Source organism: Streptomyces sp. TLI_053 (assembly GCF_900105395.1).
In the GTDB taxonomy this organism is placed as follows: domain Bacteria; phylum Actinomycetota; class Actinomycetes; order Streptomycetales; family Streptomycetaceae; genus Kitasatospora.
Map to the genome: position 1 here is coordinate 2,767,668 of NZ_LT629775.1, position 18,021 is coordinate 2,785,688.

8 protein-coding genes and 3 rRNA genes are annotated in these 18,021 nt (G+C 67.9%); 1 reads left to right on the forward strand and 10 read right to left on the reverse strand.

The window, feature by feature from the left end; translation table 11 throughout:
* Window positions 1–156 precede the first annotated feature (156 nt).
* The 4 genes from BLU95_RS11005 to BLU95_RS11020 all read right to left on the reverse strand — a co-directional run bounded on the left by BLU95_RS11005 (window position 157) and on the right by BLU95_RS11020 (window position 4,401).
* Window positions 157–1,737 carry an APC family permease gene (locus BLU95_RS11005; RefSeq protein WP_093864791.1) on the reverse strand — a complete coding sequence of 527 codons (1,581 nt, stop codon included), beginning with the start codon at window positions 1,735–1,737 and terminating at the stop codon, window positions 157–159.
* Window positions 1,738–1,842: 105 nt separating this feature from the next.
* On the reverse strand, window positions 1,843–2,559 hold the full coding sequence (locus BLU95_RS11010; protein WP_093859860.1) for a flavodoxin family protein: 717 nt from the start codon (window positions 2,557–2,559) through the stop codon (window positions 1,843–1,845).
* 153 nt (window positions 2,560–2,712) lie between these two features.
* Window positions 2,713–3,489 (reverse strand): DUF5995 family protein, encoded by a 777-nt coding sequence (locus BLU95_RS11015; RefSeq protein ID WP_093859861.1) that lies wholly within the window; start codon window positions 3,487–3,489, stop codon window positions 2,713–2,715.
* Between the two features lie 237 nt (window positions 3,490–3,726).
* The gene (locus tag BLU95_RS11020) at window positions 3,727–4,401 is read right to left on the reverse strand and encodes a TetR/AcrR family transcriptional regulator (protein WP_197698746.1); all 675 of its coding nucleotides are present in this window, start codon (window positions 4,399–4,401) and stop codon (window positions 3,727–3,729) included.
* Window positions 4,402–4,459: 58 nt separating this feature from the next.
* Between BLU95_RS11020 and BLU95_RS11025 the strand changes: the two genes are divergently transcribed.
* On the forward strand, window positions 4,460–5,347 hold the full coding sequence (locus tag BLU95_RS11025) for an SDR family NAD(P)-dependent oxidoreductase (protein ID WP_093859863.1): 888 nt from the start codon (window positions 4,460–4,462) through the stop codon (window positions 5,345–5,347).
* A 133-nt stretch (window positions 5,348–5,480) separates the two neighbouring features.
* On the opposite strand, the gene BLU95_RS11030 is transcribed toward BLU95_RS11025, so the two are convergent.
* From BLU95_RS11030 to BLU95_RS11055, 6 genes are all read right to left on the reverse strand, one after another.
* Window positions 5,481–8,606 (reverse strand): acyltransferase family protein, encoded by a 3,126-nt coding sequence (locus BLU95_RS11030; protein ID WP_093859864.1) that lies wholly within the window; start codon window positions 8,604–8,606, stop codon window positions 5,481–5,483.
* Between the two features lie 16 nt (window positions 8,607–8,622).
* Complete coding sequence (locus tag BLU95_RS11035) at window positions 8,623–10,392, reverse strand: glycosyltransferase family 2 protein (RefSeq protein WP_093859865.1); 1,770 nt, start codon at window positions 10,390–10,392, stop codon at window positions 8,623–8,625.
* 313 nt (window positions 10,393–10,705) lie between these two features.
* The gene (locus BLU95_RS11040; protein WP_093859866.1) at window positions 10,706–12,163 is read right to left on the reverse strand and encodes a glyceraldehyde-3-phosphate dehydrogenase; all 1,458 of its coding nucleotides are present in this window, start codon (window positions 12,161–12,163) and stop codon (window positions 10,706–10,708) included.
* Window positions 12,164–12,332: 169 nt separating this feature from the next.
* Window positions 12,333–12,449: ribosomal RNA gene (gene rrf, locus BLU95_RS11045) — 5S ribosomal RNA — on the reverse strand.
* A gap of 85 nt (window positions 12,450–12,534) precedes the next feature.
* Window positions 12,535–15,656: ribosomal RNA gene (locus BLU95_RS11050) — 23S ribosomal RNA — on the reverse strand.
* 283 nt (window positions 15,657–15,939) lie between these two features.
* Window positions 15,940–17,463, reverse strand: a 16S ribosomal RNA gene (locus tag BLU95_RS11055).
* The 16S, 23S and 5S rRNA genes sit together here, the layout of an rRNA operon.
* Window positions 17,464–18,021: the final 558 nt, after the last annotated feature.

The following is an 18,021-nucleotide window of genomic DNA, read 5'->3' on the forward strand; positions in this document are numbered from 1 at the left end:
GGGCGGAACGATCTGAGCCGCTTCGCATGATCCTGTGCACTCGAAAGGGTGAACGTTCACGTGTGTTGCGTTTGAAACGGCGCATCCGATGATCGGTTCGGACCGGCCCCGCCGAGTGCCCCGGGACCGGGACCGGGACCGGGACCGCCCGGGGCCTCAGCCCCGCGGGGCGTCGGCCGGGTCCGCCGCCTCCACCGGCACGTCCGGGTGCCGGAACCAGGAGCCGTCGACCGCCCACTGGACCAGCATCAGCACCACGCCGAGCAGCAGCGCCCCGATGCCGATCACGGTCACCCCGCCGGTCTCCCCGAACAGCGGCAGGTCGATCGAGGTGGAGCCGTAGTCCGGGTCGGCGTAGACGTCGAAGGCCCCGTAGCAGAAGAAGTACAGCAGCAGCAGGCCGCCGAGCAGCGGCATCAGGCCCTTGAAGACGAAGTCCCGCACACTCCGGGTGAGCACCCTGCGGTAGTACCAGACGCAGGCGAAGCCGGTCAGGCCGTAGTAGAAGGCGATGGCCAGGCCGACCGAGGCGATCGAGTCGGCGAGCACGTTCCCGCTGATCGCGGTGAGCAGCACGTAGAACGCGATCGAGGCCAGGCCCATCGCGACCGTGGACCAGGTCGGGGTGCGGTGGCGCGGGTGCACCCGGGCGAACTGGCGCGGGACGGCCCGGTGCGCGGCCATCGAGAAGGTGGTCCTGGCGGTCGGCAGGATGGTGGTCTGGGTCGAGGCCGCGGAGGAGGTCAGCACCATGAAGATCAGGAGCTTGGTCAGGAACCAGCCGAGGCCCGCACTGCCGAACACCGCGCCGCCGAGCGAGGACAGCACGTCCCCGGCGTTGTCCTCGTTTCCCAGTCCGATGCCCTCCGTCCCGATGCCCGCGAAGGCCTGCGCCGAGGTGGAGACCAGGGCGTAGATGAGCAGCAGCAGGACGGTGGAGATGACGGCGGCCCGCCCCGGGGTGCGCGCCGCGTCCTCGGTCTCCTCGTTCACGGACACGGCGGTGTCCCAGCCCCAGTAGATGAAGACGGCGGCCAGGATGCCCGCGGTGAAGGCCGTCGTGGAGGACACCTCGAACGGGTTGAACCACGATCCGCTGATGTGGACCGCCGTGTCCGGCGGGTGGTCCCCGTACACCTTGACCAGGGCCGTGACCGAGAGCAGCACCAGCATCACGACCTCGATGCACAGCAGCCAGCGCTGCAGGGCGGCCGAGATCTCGATGCCCACGTAGCAGATCGCCGTCATCACGATGATCCAGACCACGCCGGCCACCGTGGTCCAGGCGGTGCTCTCGGCCAGCCCGTCGAAGCCGAACAGCCGGAAGCCGTAGACGCCGGCGATCTGGGCGAGGTTCGCCATCACGATGATGTCCGCGATCACGATGCCCCAGCCGCCCATCCACCCCGTGCGCGGCCCGAAGGCCCGCGCTCCCCAGGTGAACGTGGTGCCGCAGTCCGGGTCGGAGGCGTTGAGCTCCTTGTAGGCGTACGCGATCAGCAGCATCGGGATGAAGGCCAGGACGGTGATGATCGGCGCCTGCAGACCGACCCCGACCACGATGATGCCGAGCGTCGCGGCCAGGCTGTAGGCCGGGGCGGTGCTGGCGATGCCGATGGCGACCGAGGAGACCAGGCCGAGGGCGCCGGTCTTCAGGCCCTTCTCACCGGCACGGGAGCTGACGACAGTGGGCGCGGCGGGCGGCGGCGGAGTGTGTCCGCCGTGGGGTTCCGGCACGGTTCCCACCCCCTGATCCTGCACGCGGAGGTACTGACGGGGTCGATGAGATCAGCGTACGCCCGGGAGCCGTTGCGTTCCTGGCAGGTGACCGCCCGGTCACGGTCAGCGGTGCTCGGGGTTCTCGAAGTCGAAGCGGCAGCCCGCGTCCCACTCGGAACGCTGGTTGCCGTGGGCCGGGATCCCGCCCGCGTCCTTGATCATCCGGGCCAGGTGGAGCAGGTTCCAGGTCATGAAGGTGGCGTTGCGGTTGGTGAAGTCGTTCTCCGGCCCGCCCGACCCCGCGTCCAGGTACGACGGCCCCGGCCCGGCCTCGCCCACCCACCCCGCGTCGGCCTGCGGCGGGATCACGTACCCGAGGTGCTGGAGGCTGTAGAGCACGTTCATCGCGCAGTGCTTGGCGCCGTCCTCGTTCCCGGTGATCAGGCAGCCGCCGACCCGGCCGTAGTAGGCGTACTGGCCGTGCTCGTTCAGGATCGACGAGCAGGAGTACAGCCGCTCGATCACCTGCTTCATCACCGAGGAGTTGTCGCCGAGCCAGATCGGCCCGGCCAGCACCAGGATGTCGGCGGCCATCACCCGGCTGTAGAGCACCGGCCAGTCGTCGGTCTCCCAGCCGTGCTCGGTCATGTCCGGCCAGACCCCGGTGGCGAGGTCGTGGTCGACCGCGCGGACCACGTCCACCCGCACGCCACGGCGCTCCAGGATTCCGGTGCTGACGTCGATCAGCCCCTGGGTGTGGCTGCGCTCGGGCGAGCGCTTGAGCGTGCAGTTGATCACCATGGCGGTCAGGTCGTCGTACCGGGCGGGCGAGGGGGACATCGGCGGCCTCTCCAGGTCCTTCGGCGGGTCCTTCGGCGGGTCGGGGCGCCCACCGGGGTCGGGTCTCCCACCACTCCACCCCGGGCCCGCACCGACCGCCCGCCGGGATCCGCCGACCGGGCCCGTCGGCCGGACCGGCCTCGACCCTTCCCGTCAGCCCTGCCCGGCCGGACCCTCGGCCGCGTCCGCCACCGGGCTCGCGGCCGGCCCCGGCACCGGCTCCGGTGCCGCCACCGGGACCGGGGTGACCAGCATCCGCCCGGCCAGCGCGGTGCCCGCCGTGACGGCGGCGAGGGTCGCGTCGAACAGCGGCCGGATGTTGCGCTGGTGCCAGAGCGACAGGGTGGCGGCCCACGCGGCCTCCCTGGCCCGGGCGGTCGAGAACGCCCCCACCAGGTGGCGCAGCGGCTCGGCCGCCCCGGCGGTGACCCCGGCGATCCGCTGCTCGAACCCGGCCCGCTCCTCCGCCTCGGCCCGCACCAGCAGCTCGCCGACCACGGCGTAGTCCTCCTGCACCGGCGGGGTGTCGGGGGTGGTGCGGCGTTCGATGCAGGTCTCGACGACGGCGAGCGGCAGGTCGTGGCAGAGGTGGGCGTTGGTCCCGGCGAACGCGAACTGCACCGGCCACACCCTCCGGTCGTGCCGGGCGTCCACCAGCGGCTGCCAGGCGTCCCCGACCGGCCGGTCCGCCTCCGCGGCGTCCAGCACGTCGAAGTACTGGTTGGCGAGCAGGACCCCGAGCCGCTCGACGAACGCCGGGTCCCGGACCTCACCGGCCGCGATCCGCCGCTCCACCAGCGCCGCCACCCTCAGGTGCATCCGGTTGAAGCAGGCGATCCCGTCCGCCGGGTCCAGCCGCGCCCCGATCGCCCGCATCCGCTCGACGACCTCGTCGGCGCTCTGCGCGGGGCTGGCGTGTGACTGAGCCATGGGGGCGGTCCTTCCGTCGCGGTTCTCCGGCTGCCACCTATACACACCGTCACCGCCCCGGATCCGCCGCCCCGGTGGACGCCCCAGCACCGTCACCCGTTCCGGTGAGTCGACCGTCCGGGCCGGGACCCTGCCGTCGTCCTGCCGCCCCCGGCCCGGACCCGCCCCCGGCCCGGACCCGATCCCGCCCCGGCCCCGGGCGCCGTCACGGCCCTGGCCGCCGGAACGGCCGCCCGGTCAGCCTGCCGGTTCGTCCGCCGCCGCGACCAGGCCCGTGACGGTCGCGGTCAGGATGCGGGCCAGGCGGGGTTCGACCTCGACGACGGCGTGGGCGAGACGGGGGTCGCCGCGGTAGAGGGCGGCGACCTCGGGGCCGGGGTTGGCGATCTGCCAGAGCGCGCCGGCGAGCGAGACGGCGGTGGCGACGAGGTCGGTGACGTCCTGCTCGTCCAGGGCCGGCAGCAGCTCGCGGACGGCCGCGGTGATCGGCCCCCGGGCGGCGAGGGTGGCGAGCTTGAAGTCGCGGACGGCGTCGAGGGAGACATTGCGCTCGAGGTTGAGCGGGGCGTGCGCGAGCAGGTCGCAGAACGGCCCGCGGGCGGCGAGGGTGGCGGCGAAGGCCCGCGCCACCGCGGCCGGGCCCGGGTCGGTGGCGTCGCGCAGGCGGGCGGACAGCGCGCGGGACCACTCGTCCCAGCCCTCCGCCGTCAGGCGCAGGAAGATCTCCTCGCGCGTCTCGAAGTAGCGCAGCAGCGCGGACTTGTGCATCCCCACCGCGGCGGCGATGTCCGTCAGCGAGACCTCCCTGATGCCGCGCTCGCGACCGAGGGCGCGGGCCGCCTCCAGGATCGCGGCCTCGCGCTGCCGCTTGGCCTCGGGAGAGCGGGCGCGCTGGAACTCCGGTGCAGTCACCCGCCCATCGTAGCGCAACGCCGTTGCACTATTAGCGCAACGGTGTTTTACTAACGGCATGGACAGCAAGGACAGCAAGGTCTGGTTCATCACCGGCAGCTCCCGCGGCTTCGGCCGCACCCTCACCCGCGCGGCCCTGGAGGCCGGCCACCGGGTGGCCGCCACCGCCCGCCGCCCCGAACAGCTCGCCGACCTCGTCGAGGAGTTCGGCGAGGACCGGGTCCGCCCGATCGCCCTCGACGTCACCGACCCGGCGGCGGCCCGGGCGGCGCTCGCCGAGGCCCGCACCCGCTTCGGCCGGATCGACGTGCTGGTCAACAACGCCGGCTACGCCAACGTCTCGCCGATCGAGACCACCGAGGACGCCGACTTCCGCGCCCAGTTCGAGACCAACTTCTGGGGCGTCTACCACGTCACCAAGGCCGCGGTCCCGCTGCTCCGGGAGCAGCGGAGCGGGCTGGTGATCCAGTTCTCCTCCGTCGGCGGACGGGTCGGCGGGTCCCCCGGCATCGCCTCCTACCAGGCCGCCAAGTTCGCCATCGACGGGTTCAGCCGCGTCCTGCGCGCCGAGACCGCGCCGTTCGGGGTGAAGGTCCTGGTGGTCGAACCCAGCGGGTTCCGCACCGACTGGGCCGGCTCCTCGATGACCGTCCACGACGTCCCGGCCGCCTACGAGGAGACGGTCGGCGCCGTCAATGCCCGGCTGCGGCAGGGCGGCGACGGCGCCGCGGGCGACCCGGTCCGCGCGGCCGGGATCCTGGTCCGGATGGCCGACCGCCACGACGTCCCGGACCACCTGCCGCTCGGGGTCAACGCGGTCGAGTACTCCCTCGCCCAGGACCGCCGGCTCCTCGCCGAGGACACCGCGTGGCGCGAGGTCGCCCGCTCGGCCGACTTCGCCGAGCCCTACCCGGTCGCCTTCCCGCCGGACGCCGCTGCGGCCTGACCGGCCTGACCGGCCGGAGCGGCCGGAGCGGCCGGTCGGCGGCACCCGGGGCCGACGGGCCCGAACGACGGCAGGCCCCGGGCCGGGGAGCGCGCTGCTCCCCGGCCCGGGGCCTGTTCGTTCCCGGCCTCGGCTACTGCTTCGTGGCCACCGACACGTAGTCCACCCGCATCGGGTGCCCCGGCTCGGTGGCCGGGGTGACGGAGCCGCCGAAGGCCGCCGGGAGGTTGCCGCCGACGGCGACGTTGAGGATCAGGAACAGACCGCGGCCGACGGCCCGGTCCCAGGTCGCGCGGTCCATCTGCGCGGCCGTGACCCGGTGGTGCACCCGGCCGTCGAGGGACCAGCGGACCTCCTCGGCGCCCGGCTTCAGGTCGACCTCGACCGCGTAGCGGTGGAAGCCGGTGCGGCACTCGGCGCCGCAGGGCTGGTCGCCGGAGCCGAGACCGCGCGGCTCCTGGCACGGGCCGCCGTCCAGCACGCCGCAGTGCATCGTGCCGAAAACCGCGTCCCGGCCGTTGACCTGCTCCATGATGTCCAGCTCGCCGATGGCCGGCCAGCCGGTGTACCCGTTGCGCAGCTCGCCGCCCAGGGTCCAGAAGGCGGGCCAGTAGCCGGCGGCGGCCGGACCGGTGACGTCGGGCAGCGCGATCCCGGCCTCGATCCGCAGCACACCGCCGGACGGCGGGGCCAGGTCGGCGCGGCGGGACTCGATCCGGCCGGAGGACCAGCGGCCGTCCGCGGCCCGGGTGGGCACGATCTCCAGCGCTCCCCGGCCGTCGAGCCGGACGTTGTCGGTCGAGTCGGTCATGGTCTCGATCTCGCCGGTCCCCCACTGCGCGGCCGGGCAGCCCGGGTAGCAGGTGCCGAGGTCGTACTGCCAGTTCGCGGCGGACGGGCGGCTGCCGGCCGGTCCGTCGAAGTCGTCGCGCAGCAGCTGGGTCCAGCCGGACGCGTCGGGCACCGGAGCGACACCGGAGGCACCGGCACGCGGGGGCAGGGCGCCCGCGTCCGTCAGCACCCGCTCCAGGCGCGGGGTCAGAACGACGGCGGCGACATTGGTCAGGTGCGTGTCGTCGCGGTAGAGCAGGATGCGTTCCAGCACGGCCGGGCAACTCCGGCCGTTGCCGGGGCAGATGACGTCGTTGACCGACACCGAGCGCACACCCGGCATCCGGCCGGCCGCGATCTCGTCGGCGAGCGGGTCGGCCCAGAGCGCCTTGTCGCGCGGGAACTCGCAGGCCGCCGGGTCGTCGGTGTGGCCGGAGACGCAGGCCGGCACGTCCGTGCCGGGAATCGGGGTGTCGCGCAAGTAGACGATCGGGACGCCGAGTTCCCGCAGCGGGGTGAGCGTCTTCGCCCAGCCCTGGAGCACCGCCTCGCGGTCGTCGGTGTACCGGTTGAGGGTGGAGACCACGATCAGCCGGGGCTTGGGCCCCTCGGCCAGCCGGGTCAGGGCGTTCGCCCGCCAGGTGTCGCACTCCCGGTAGGTCCGGCCCAACTGCGGGTTCACCACCGAGAGTTCCGGCAGCGGACAGCCCTGCTTGACCAACTCCTCCAGTTCCCAGCTCCGTTCGGCCGCGAGGGCGAGCAGCGAGGAGAACCACTGACCGGCGTGCGAGTCGCCGAGCAGCACGATCCGGTCCGGGCTGCCGACCACGCCGAAGCGGCAGTCGGGGCTGGTGGTGGCCGCCGGGTCGACCTCGCACTCGCCGTCCGGCGGGAAGTCCTTGCGCGCCTGGACGGCGTCCGGCACCACCGCCGGACCGCCCTTGGCCGGGGCCGCGGTGCGGACCAGCAGCGAGGTGCCGTCCGGCGAACCGGGCGGCAGCCCCTGGAGGTCGACCGGCGCCGCCGGGCCGAGCAGCCGGAGCGTCCCGGTGCCGACGACCAGCGCCAGCACCACCGGGACGATCACCGAGGCGAGCCCCAGGGACAGCCCCCGGCGCGGGAGTTCGGAGACGGTGCGGCTGTGCCGCAGCGGCTGCTCGACCCACCGCATGACGGCCGCGGCGGGCAGCGCCGCGGCGGCGGTCAGCGCCACCTTCACCGGCCAGTCCAGCGGGCCGAACTTCGCGCCGACGAGCACCAGCACCGGCCAGTGCCACAGGTAGAGGTTGTAGGAGAGCCGCCCGATCGCGCGCGGGACCCGCAGGCCGAGGACGCGGTCCACACCGTAGCCGGCTGCCGCGCTCCCCTCCCGCCCCGGCGTACCGGCCAGGATGACGGCCGCCGTGCCCAGGGTCGGCACCAGTGCCGCCCAGCCCGGGTACGGGGTGCTGCTGTCGTACGCCAGCACGCACCAGACCACGGCCGCCGCACCGCCCCAGCCCACCGCCGCCCGCAGCGGGCGCGGCCCGCGCAGCAGGTGCCAGGGCAGCAGGGCCAGCAGCGCGCCGACCCCGAACTGCCAGACCCTGGAGGGGGTTCCGAGGTAGGCGAGCGAGACGTTGTCGTGCGTCCAGTGCAGCGAGAGCGCGAAGGAGCCGAGGGTCAGCACGGCGGCGAGCGCCGTCGCGACCGGCCGCAGTGCCCGCCCGCGCCCGTCCGCCCGGCCGCGCCGCACCAACCGCAGCACCAGGTAGGCGGTCAGGGCCAGCAGCGGGCCCCACACCAGGTAGAACTGCTCCTCCACGGCGAGCGACCAGAAGTGCAGCAGCGGGCTCTCGTCCCGCCCGGCGGCGAGGTAGTCGGTCTGCTGGGCGACGAAGCGCCAGTTGCCGACCGAGAACGCGGCCGCGAGCACGTCGTACTCCAGGTCGGCCCGGCGCAGCGGCACCGTCAGCCAGGCGCCGAACAGCGCCACCGTACCGAGCACGATCGCGGCCGAGGGCAGCAGCCGGCGGGCCCGGCGGGAGAAGAACTCGCCGAGCCGGATCCGGCCGGTGGTGGTGGCCTCGCGCAGCAGCAGGCCGGTGATCAGGTAGCCGGAGACGACGAGGAACACGTCGACGCCGACGAAGCCCCCCGCCAGGCCGGGGACGGCGGCGTGGAAGGCGAGGACGGCGAGCACGGCGAGTGCGCGCAGACCCTCGATGTCAGGACGGAACCCGGCCGAGTGGCGCGCCCGGCCCGGGGCATCGGAACCCCGGGAGAGGACGCGGCCGAAGCGGCCGCCGCGACCGGCCTGACCGGCGGAGGTCCGCGGGCCGGGGATGGTGAAGGCCTCGGGCGCCAGCTCGGTCACCACGGACGGTGGTGACGAAGAAGGTGGTGCGGAGGAGGGTACGGACAAGGAGGACTCGGGAGGTGACGACATGGACGAAGGCGACCTTTCAACCCAGCCAGGGCAGCATCGGACGGACCCAGCCGGACGCGAGCAGCGCGGTGAGCACGAGCGTGGCGGTGGCGGCCAGCCCCTCCGGCCAGCGGCGGGGCAGCATGCCGGACCGGGGCGCCTTCGACCCGGTGATGACGTCGTCGCGGCGGGCGGTGCCGCGCACCTCGCCGACGAGGTCGCGGATCAGCGGCACGCCGATCTGCGCCTGCACCGCGAGGTAGAGCCCGAGACCCCAGTTCGGGGCCCATCCGTACTGGGCGACGGCCAGGCCGAGGCCGACGGCGGCGGCTCCGAGCGAGCCGCAGAGCCAGGCCAGCGAGACCAGCACGACCTTGCGCGCCATACCGCCGGAGCGGGACTTGCTCCGCGCCGCGGGCGCGCCGGACCCCGCGGTGTCCGCACCGGCGGCGCCGGTCGGCACCCAGGCCGCGCTGCGCCCGCGCAGGGTGTGCCAGAAGGCGACCCCGGCGGCGACACTCATCAGCACGTTGGAGCGGATCACCTCGATCCGCCAGCGGGTGCGGCTGACCCTGGGCAGCAGCACGTGCCAGAGCCAGAGCGGCGCGAGCATCGGCAGCACGTGCCAGGGCCGGATCTGCTCCGGGTACCAGAACATCATCACCAGCGGCGGCAGTGGCGCGACGAAGATGTTCACGGCGGCGGCCAGGTAGCCGACGATGCCCTCGTAGAAGCAGAGCCGCATCCGCCAGGGAGCACCGATCCGCTTGAGCTCGGGCGAGCCGAGCAGGTGCAGATTGCCCATCGCCCAGCGGTACTGCTGGTTGACGTACGAGGCGAGGTTGTCGGGCGAGGTGCCCTTGGCCACCAGCACCGGGACGTACAGCGTCCGGTAGCCCTTGGCGTACAGGCCGAGGCCGGTGAAGAGGTCCTCGCTGTGGTCGAGCCGGGCGAAACCGCCGGCCGCGTCGACCGCGACCCGCCGGTAGACGGCGTTGCTGCCGCAGCAGATGGCGGCGTCACTGGCGTCCCGGGAGGGCTGGATCCAGCGGAAGAACCACTCCTGCGCGGCACCGGCGGCGCGCTCGATCCAGCTCATCGACTCGTCCGTGTCGAAGCACTGCGGGCTCTGGACGATGCCGATCCGCGGGTCCGAGAAGTACGGGACGAGGTGGCGCAGGAAGTCGGGCCGGGGCGCGAAGTCCGCGTCGAGGATGGCGATGAGCTCGCCGGTGCTGAGCGTGAGCGCGTGGTTGAGGTTTCCGGCCTTCTTGAGGTGCCCCCGGTCGGGACGCACCACGTACCGGTACCCGTACGCGGCCGCCAGGTCGGCGACCTCGGTCCGGTCGCCGTCGTCGAGCACCCACACGGTCAGCGCACCGGGCCAGTCGACCTTCGACACCGCCCGGTAGGCGTTGTCCAGGATGTCCAGCGGCTCGCCGCAGGTCGGCAGGTACAGGTCGACGGTCGGCAGTTCCTCCGGCGCCCACGCGTGCACCAGCACCTCGTGGGACTGCCGGGTGAGCCTCCGCTGCCGAAGGCTGTTGACCGAGGACAGCGCCAGCGCGACGACGTTGAGCCCCAGCACCGCGAGGAACACCCACAGCGCGGGCGTCCGCAGCGCGAACGTGAACATCGTCCCGGCGGTGAAGACGAACGCCGCCGAACTGGCGACCAGAACCCACCGCCGCTGCGGCCCGAAGTACCAGTAGAGCTCCTGGTCGTCCGGCGGTTGCGGCAGATGCGCCGGAGGAGAGGAGGAAGAGGATGAAATAGATGAAATGGACGTAACTTGTCGGACAGTCATATGGCCCCCACAGCCGTGTTTCTGACAGCTCCAATGGCCACAGTACCGCATTGGTATAGACCATTGGTTCCATCGTCCGGCGGCCGGACGTCACCTCGGGGCCACCTCACCCCCTCCCGAGAAGCAGCAGGTCACACGGGCGTTAACACTCCTCCAACATCCGCTCCACCCGACCCTCCCGACACCCGGGAACGCCAGTGGGGCGGCAACCGGATCACCGGTTGCCGCCCCACTGTTCATGTCCGCGCCTCATGCCCGCGCCCCTACGAGGGGCCGCCGGCGCCGATCCGTCCGGACCTCCGGACCACCCCGGTCAGACCGACGGGACCGCCGGGACGGGGTAGGTCGGGTACTCGACGCCCGAGACGTGCTGGACGACCCGGATCACCTGGCAGGAGTAGCCGAACTCGTTGTCGTACCACAGGTAGAGGATCGCGTTGTCGCCCTCGACCTTGGTGGCACCCGCGTCGACGATCGACGCGTGGCGCGAGCCGATGAAGTCGTTCGACACCGCGTCGGGGGCGGTGGTGAAGTCGATCTGGCGCTTCAGCGACGAGGTCAGCGAGACGTTGCGGAGGTAGTCCAGCACCTCGTCGCGGTCGGTCTCGCGGGACAGCTGGAGGTTCAGGATGGCGATCGAGACGTCCGGCACCGGGACGCGGATCGAGCTGCCCGTAATCTTGGCCTTGAGGTCGGGCAGCGCCTTGGCGACGGCCGAGGCGGCACCGGTCTCGGTGATCACCATGTTCAGCGGTGCCGAGCGGCCACGACGGTCGGCCTTGTGGTAGTTGTCCAGGAGGTTCTGGTCGTTGGTGAACGAGTGGACGGTCTCCACGTGGCCGCGCAGCACGCCGAACTCGTCGTCCATCGCCTTCAGCGGCGGAACGATCGCGTTGGTGGTGCAGGAGGCGCAGGAGAGGATCTGCTCGTCCGGCTTGATGGTGTCGTGGTTGACGCCGTGCACGATGTTGGGCACGTCGCCCTTGCCGGGGGCCGTCAGGACGACCTTCTCGATGCCCGGGCGCAGGTGGTTCGACAGGCCCTCGCGGTCCCGCCACTTGCCCGTGTTGTCGATCAGGATGGCGTCCCGGATACCGTGGACCGTGTAGTCGATCTCGGACGGGTCGTTGGCGTAGATGACCTTGATCGCGGTGCCGTTGGCGACGATCGTGCTGTTCGCCTCGTCGACCGTGATCGTGCCCTGGAACTGCCCGTGGATGGAGTCACGGCGAAGCAGCGAGGCGCGCTTCACGAGGTCCTGGTCCCCACCGCCGCGGACGACGATGGCCCGCAGCCGGAGGCCGTTGCCGGAGCCGGCCTTCTCGATCAGCAGACGGGCGACCAGGCGGCCGATCCGGCCGAAGCCGTAGAGCACGACGTCACGGCCCGACTCGCGGCGCTCGAACTTGTTGGCACCGGTGGCGCCGGCGACGGCCTCCGCGGTGAACTGCTCCACCGAGAGACCGCGGCTGTCGGCGCGGTAGGTGGCGGCAAGCATGCCGAGGTCGATCTGGGAAGGGCCGAGATCCAGGGTGGTCAGTGCCTGCAGGAAGGGCAGCGTCTCGGTGACCGAGAGCTCCTCGCCGGCGATCTGGCGGGCGAACCGGTGGGTCTTCAGGATGCTGACCACCGACTTGTTCACCAGGGAACGGCTGTACAGCAGGACAGTGACGTCCCGCTCCCGGTGCAGTCGGCCGATGATCGGGATCATCGACTCCGCGATCTCCTCGCGGTTCTTCCAGTCCGTGAACACGTCGTCGTTGACAGTCACAAGTCCATCTTTCGAGCTAGGAGGGTGTTCACATGCTAACTGCGACCCACCCCACCAGCCGAAACGGGTCCCCCCCTGGCCCGCATGACAAGAATCACACAGGGTGACAAAAGGGGCGGAACGCAAAGAACCCCCGTCGGTTTCCCGACGGGGGTTCTTCACAATGATTGTTCGGCGGCGTCCTACTCTCCCACAGGGTCCCCCCTGCAGTACCATCGGCGCTGTGAGGCTTAGCTTCCGGGTTCGGAATGTAACCGGGCGTTTCCCTCACGCTATGACCACCGAAACACTATGAAACTGTCAACCGCACCCACGACAGGCCATGTCATGGGGGTCGTTGTTTCAGAACAACACAGTGGACGCGAGCAACTGAGGACAAGCCCTCGGCCTATTAGTACCGGTCAACTCCACCCCTCACAGGGCTTCCATATCCGGCCTATCAACCCAGTCGTCTACTGGGAGCCTTACCCTCTCAAGGAGGTGGGAGTGCTCATCTCGAAGCAGGCTTCCCGCTTAGATGCTTTCAGCGGTTATCCCTCCCGAACGTAGCCAACCAGCCATGCCCTTGGCAGGACAACTGGCACACCAGAGGTTCGTCCGTCCCGGTCCTCTCGTACTAGGGACAGCCCTTCTCAACACTCCTACGCGCACAGCGGATAGGGACCGAACTGTCTCACGACGTTCTAAACCCAGCTCGCGTACCGCTTTAATGGGCGAACAGCCCAACCCTTGGGACCTACTCCAGCCCCAGGATGCGACGAGCCGACATCGAGGTGCCAAACCATCCCGTCGATATGGACTCTTGGGGAAGATCAGCCTGTTATCCCCGGGGTACCTTTTATCCGTTGAGCGACGGCGCTTCCACAAGCCACCGCCGGATCACTAGTCCCGACTTTCGTCCCTGCTCGACCCGTCAGTCTCACAGTCAAGCTCCCTTGTGCACTTACACTCAACACCTGATTGCCAACCAGGCTGAGGGAACCTTTGGGCGCCTCCGTTACTCTTTAGGAGGCAACCGCCCCAGTTAAACTACCCACCAGACACTGTCCCTGATCCGGATCACGGACCCAGGTTAGACATCCAGCACGACCAGAGTGGTATTTCAACGACGACTCCACCATGACTGGCGTCACGGCTTCAAAGTCTCCCACCTATCCTACACAAGCCGAACCGAACACCAATATCAAGCTATAGTAAAGGTCCCGGGGTCTTTCCGTCCTGCTGCGCGAAACGAGCATCTTTACTCGTAATGCAATTTCACCGGGCCTATGGTTGAGACAGTCGAGAAGTCGTTACGCCATTCGTGCAGGTCGGAACTTACCCGACAAGGAATTTCGCTACCTTAGGATGGTTATAGTTACCACCGCCGTTTACTGGCGCTTAAGTTCTCAGCTTCGCCCCGACGAATCAGAGCTAACCGGTCCCCTTAACGTTCCAGCACCGGGCAGGCGTCAGTCCGTATACATCGCCTTACGGCTTCGCACGGACCTGTGTTTTTAGTAAACAGTCGCTTCTCGCTGGTCTCTGCGGCCACCCCCAGCTCTGGCAGCAAGTGCCGTCACCAGGAATGGCCCCCCTTCTCCCGAAGTTACGGGGGCATTTTGCCGAGTTCCTTAACCATAGTTCACCCGAACGCCTCGGTATTCTCTACCTGACCACCTGAGTCGGTTTGGGGTACGGGCCGCCATGAAACTCGCTAGAGGCTTTTCTCGACAGCATAGGATCATCCACTTCACCACAATCGGCTCGGCATCAGGTCTCAGGCTATTGTTGTGCGGATTTGCCTACACAACGCCCTACACCCTTACCCCGGGACAACCACCGCCCGGGCTGGACTACCTTCCTGCGTCACCCCATCGCTCACCTAGTACAGACTTGGTTCAGCGGCTCCACCACGTCCCATTGTCCGAAGACTCCGGGCCGGCTTCACGGCTTTAGCATCACCTGGTTCAGCGTTGGCGCTTCAAAGCGGGTACGGGAATATCAACCCGTTGTCCATCGACTACGCCTGTCGGCCTCGCCTTAGGTCCCGACTTACCCTGGGCAGATCAGCTTGACCCAGGAACCCTTGGTCAATCGGCGCAAGAGTTTCCCACTCTTGTATCGCTACTCATGCCTGCATTCTCACTCGTATACCGTCCACGACTGGTTTCCACCGCCGCTTCACCCGGCACACGACGCTCCCCTACCCATCACAGCAGGCGTTGGCCCTTCATGCTGCAATGACACGACTTCGGTGATGTGCTTGAGCCCCGCTACATTGTCGGCGCGGAATCACTTGACCAGTGAGCTATTACGCACTCTTTCAAGGGTAGCTGCTTCTAAGCCAACCTCCTGGTTGTCTCTGCGACTCCACATCCTTTCCCACTTAGCACACGCTTAGGGACCTTAGTCGGTGTTCTGGGCTGTTTCCCTCTCGACCATGGAGCTTATCCCCCACAGTCTCACTGCCACGCTCTCACTTACCGGCATTCGGAGTTTGGCTAAGGTCAGTAACCCGGTGAGGCCCATCGCCTATCCAGTGCTCTACCTCCGGCAAGAAACACGTGACGCTGCACCTAAATGCATTTCGGGGAGAACCAGCTATCACGGAGTTTGATTGGCCTTTCACCCCTAACCACAGGTCATCCCCCAGGTTTTCAACCCTGGTGGGTTCGGTCCTCCACGAAGTCTTACCTCCGCTTCAACCTGCCCATGGCTAGATCACTCCGCTTCGGGTCTTGGGCATGCAACTGTATCGCCCTGTTCGGACTCGCTTTCGCTACGGCTACCCCACACGGGTTAACCTCGCTACACACCGCAAACTCGCAGGCTCATTCTTCAAAAGGCACGCAGTCACGAGACACACAGCAAGCTGCATGTCCGACGCTCCCACGGCTTGTAGGCACACGGTTTCAGGTACTATTTCACTCCGCTCCCGCGGTACTTTTCACCATTCCCTCACGGTACTATCCGCTATCGGTCACCAGGGAATATTTAGGCTTAGCGGGTGGTCCCGCCAGATTCACACGGGATTTCTCGGGCCCCGTGCTACTTGGGAGTTTCTCAAACGAGCCGTACAGATTTCGCCTACGGGGGTCTTACCCTCTACGCCGGACCTTTCGCATGTCCTTCGACTATCCATACGGTTTCTGACTCGCCGACCGGCCGGCAGACCGGTCAAGAAAAATCCCACGACCCCGTGACGGCAACCCCTGCCGGGTCTCACACCATCACGGTTTAGCCTCATCCGGTTTCGCTCGCCACTACTCCCGGAATCACGGTTGTTTTCTCTTCCTGCGGGTACTGAGATGTTTCACTTCCCCGCGTTCCCTCCACATACCCTATGTGTTCAGGTATGGGTGACAGCCCATGACGACTGCCGGGTTTCCCCATTCGGAAACCCCCGGATCAAAGCCTGGTTGACGGCTCCCCGGGGACTATCGTGGCCTCCCACGTCCTTCATCGGTTCCTGGTGCCAAGGCATCCACCGTGCGCCCTTAAAAACTTGGCCACAGATGCTCGCGTCCACTGTGCAGTTCTCAAACAACGACCAGTCCCTCATACCCGACAACCCGCAAGCAGGCTGCCGCACATGAGACCGGCATCACTGAAGCAACGACCATGACGGCCGTTCCCTCAGGACCCAACAACGTGCCCGACACACCAGCCAGAACTCTGTTTTCCACGCCGAAGCAGTACTAACAGGACCCTCGCCCAGTGTGCCGAATAGTCAACGTTCCACCCATGAGCGACCGTGCAGAACATTCGCCTGCAAGCGGCACATTGCTCCTTAGAAAGGAGGTGATCCAGCCGCACCTTCCGGTACGGCTACCTTGTTACGACTTCGTCCCAATCGCTGGTCCCACCTTCGACGGCTCCTCCCCTTACGGGTTAGGCCACCGGCTTCGGGTGTTACCGACTTTCGTGACGTGACGGGCGGTGTGTACAAGGCCCGGGAACGTATTCACCGCAGCATGCTGATCTGCGATTACTAGCAACTCCAACTTCATGGGGTCGAGTTGCAGACCCCAATCCGAACTGAGGCCGGCTTTTTGGGATTCGCTCCGCCTCGCGGCATCGCAGCCCTTTGTACCGACCATTGTAGCACGTGTGCAGCCCAAGACATAAGGGGCATGATGATTTGACGTCGTCCCCACCTTCCTCCGAGTTGACCCCGGCAGTCTCCTGTGAGTCCCCATCACCCCGAAAGGCATGCTGGCAACACAGAACAAGGGTTGCGCTCGTTGCGGGACTTAACCCAACATCTCACGACACGAGCTGACGACAACCATGCACCACCTGTATACCGACCACAAGGGGGCGCCCATCTCTGGACGTTTCCGGCATATGTCAAGCCTTGGTAAGGTTCTTCGCGTTGCGTCGAATTAAGCCACATGCTCCGCTGCTTGTGCGGGCCCCCGTCAATTCCTTTGAGTTTTAGCCTTGCGGCCGTACTCCCCAGGCGGGGAACTTAATGCGTTAGCTGCGGCACCGACGACGTGGAATGTCGCCAACACCTAGTTCCCAACGTTTACGGCGTGGACTACCAGGGTATCTAATCCTGTTCGCTCCCCACGCTTTCGCTCCTCAGCGTCAGTAATGGCCCAGAGATCCGCCTTCGCCACCGGTGTTCCTCCTGATATCTGCGCATTTCACCGCTACACCAGGAATTCCGATCTCCCCTACCACACTCCAGCCTGCCCGTATCGAATGCAGACCCGGGGTTGAGCCCCGGGCTTTCACATCCGACGCGACAGGCCGCCTACGAGCTCTTTACGCCCAATAATTCCGGACAACGCTCGCACCCTACGTATTACCGCGGCTGCTGGCACGTAGTTAGCCGGTGCTTCTTCTGCAGGTACCGTCACTTGCGCTTCTTCCCTGCTGAAAGAGGTTTACAACCCGAAGGCCGTCGTCCCTCACGCGGCGTCGCTGCATCAGGCTTTCGCCCATTGTGCAATATTCCCCACTGCTGCCTCCCGTAGGAGTCTGGGCCGTGTCTCAGTCCCAGTGTGGCCGGTCGCCCTCTCAGGCCGGCTACCCGTCGTCGCCTTGGTAGGCCATTACCCCACCAACAAGCTGATAGGCCGCGGGCTCATCCTGCACCGCCGGAGCTTTACACCCAGGACCATGCGGTCCCGGGTCATATCCGGTATTAGACCCCGTTTCCAGGGCTTGTCCCAGAGTGCAGGGCAGATTGCCCACGTGTTACTCACCCGTTCGCCACTGATCCACCCCGAAGGGCTTCACCGTTCGACTTGCATGTGTTAAGCACGCCGCCAGCGTTCGTCCTGAGCCAGGATCAAACTCTCCGTGAATGATTACCCGTAATCGGGTCAGCACTCGCGTCGAGCGGCACGGCAACCACCGGAATAGGGCGGCCCCGCGCACTGCGTCCTCGCTAGTGTTCTACTTCAAAAGGAATCTCCAACCCCAGGAAACCCTGAGGCCGGGGATGTCAACATATCTGGCGTTGACTTTTGGCACGCTGTTGAGTTCTCAAGGAACGGACACTTCCTTCGGGCGGCTTTCACACCGGCCCTCCGGGCGCTTCGTTCTTTCGTGTTCCCAGCCTATCAGACGTTTTCCGCTCCGTTTTCCGGAGTTTCATTCGTTCCGACTTGCCGGTGTCTTCCGCGGCTTGGCGCCCCGTCCGACGTTCCAAACTGTAGCCGACCCCCGCTCCGAAAAGCGAATCCGGCCGCAATCCCCATAAATGGACACGCCAAAGAAACCCGAAGCCGGGCCGATGGTATTTCCAGAGAATTGGCCGCCCCGGGACCGTCCGCGCTGCTGCGTGTCCGGTGCTCCCTGTCGAGCGACTAGAAAACACTACCCCTCCCCCGCCCGCAGGGCAACTTCTGCCCGGTCGTGAC

Coding starts and splice junctions, on each gene's coding strand:
- BLU95_RS11010 (WP_093859860.1), bottom strand. CDS start 2,559: ATGTCCCCCTCGCCCGCCCGGTACGACGACCTGACCGCCATGGTGATC.
- BLU95_RS11015 (WP_093859861.1), bottom strand. CDS start 3,489: ATGGCTCAGTCACACGCCAGCCCCGCGCAGAGCGCCGACGAGGTCGTC.
- BLU95_RS11025 (WP_093859863.1), top strand. CDS start 4,460: ATGGACAGCAAGGACAGCAAGGTCTGGTTCATCACCGGCAGCTCCCGC.
- BLU95_RS11030 (WP_093859864.1), bottom strand. CDS start 8,606: ATGTCGTCACCTCCCGAGTCCTCCTTGTCCGTACCCTCCTCCGCACCA.
- BLU95_RS11035 (WP_093859865.1), bottom strand. CDS start 10,392: ATGACTGTCCGACAAGTTACGTCCATTTCATCTATTTCATCCTCTTCC.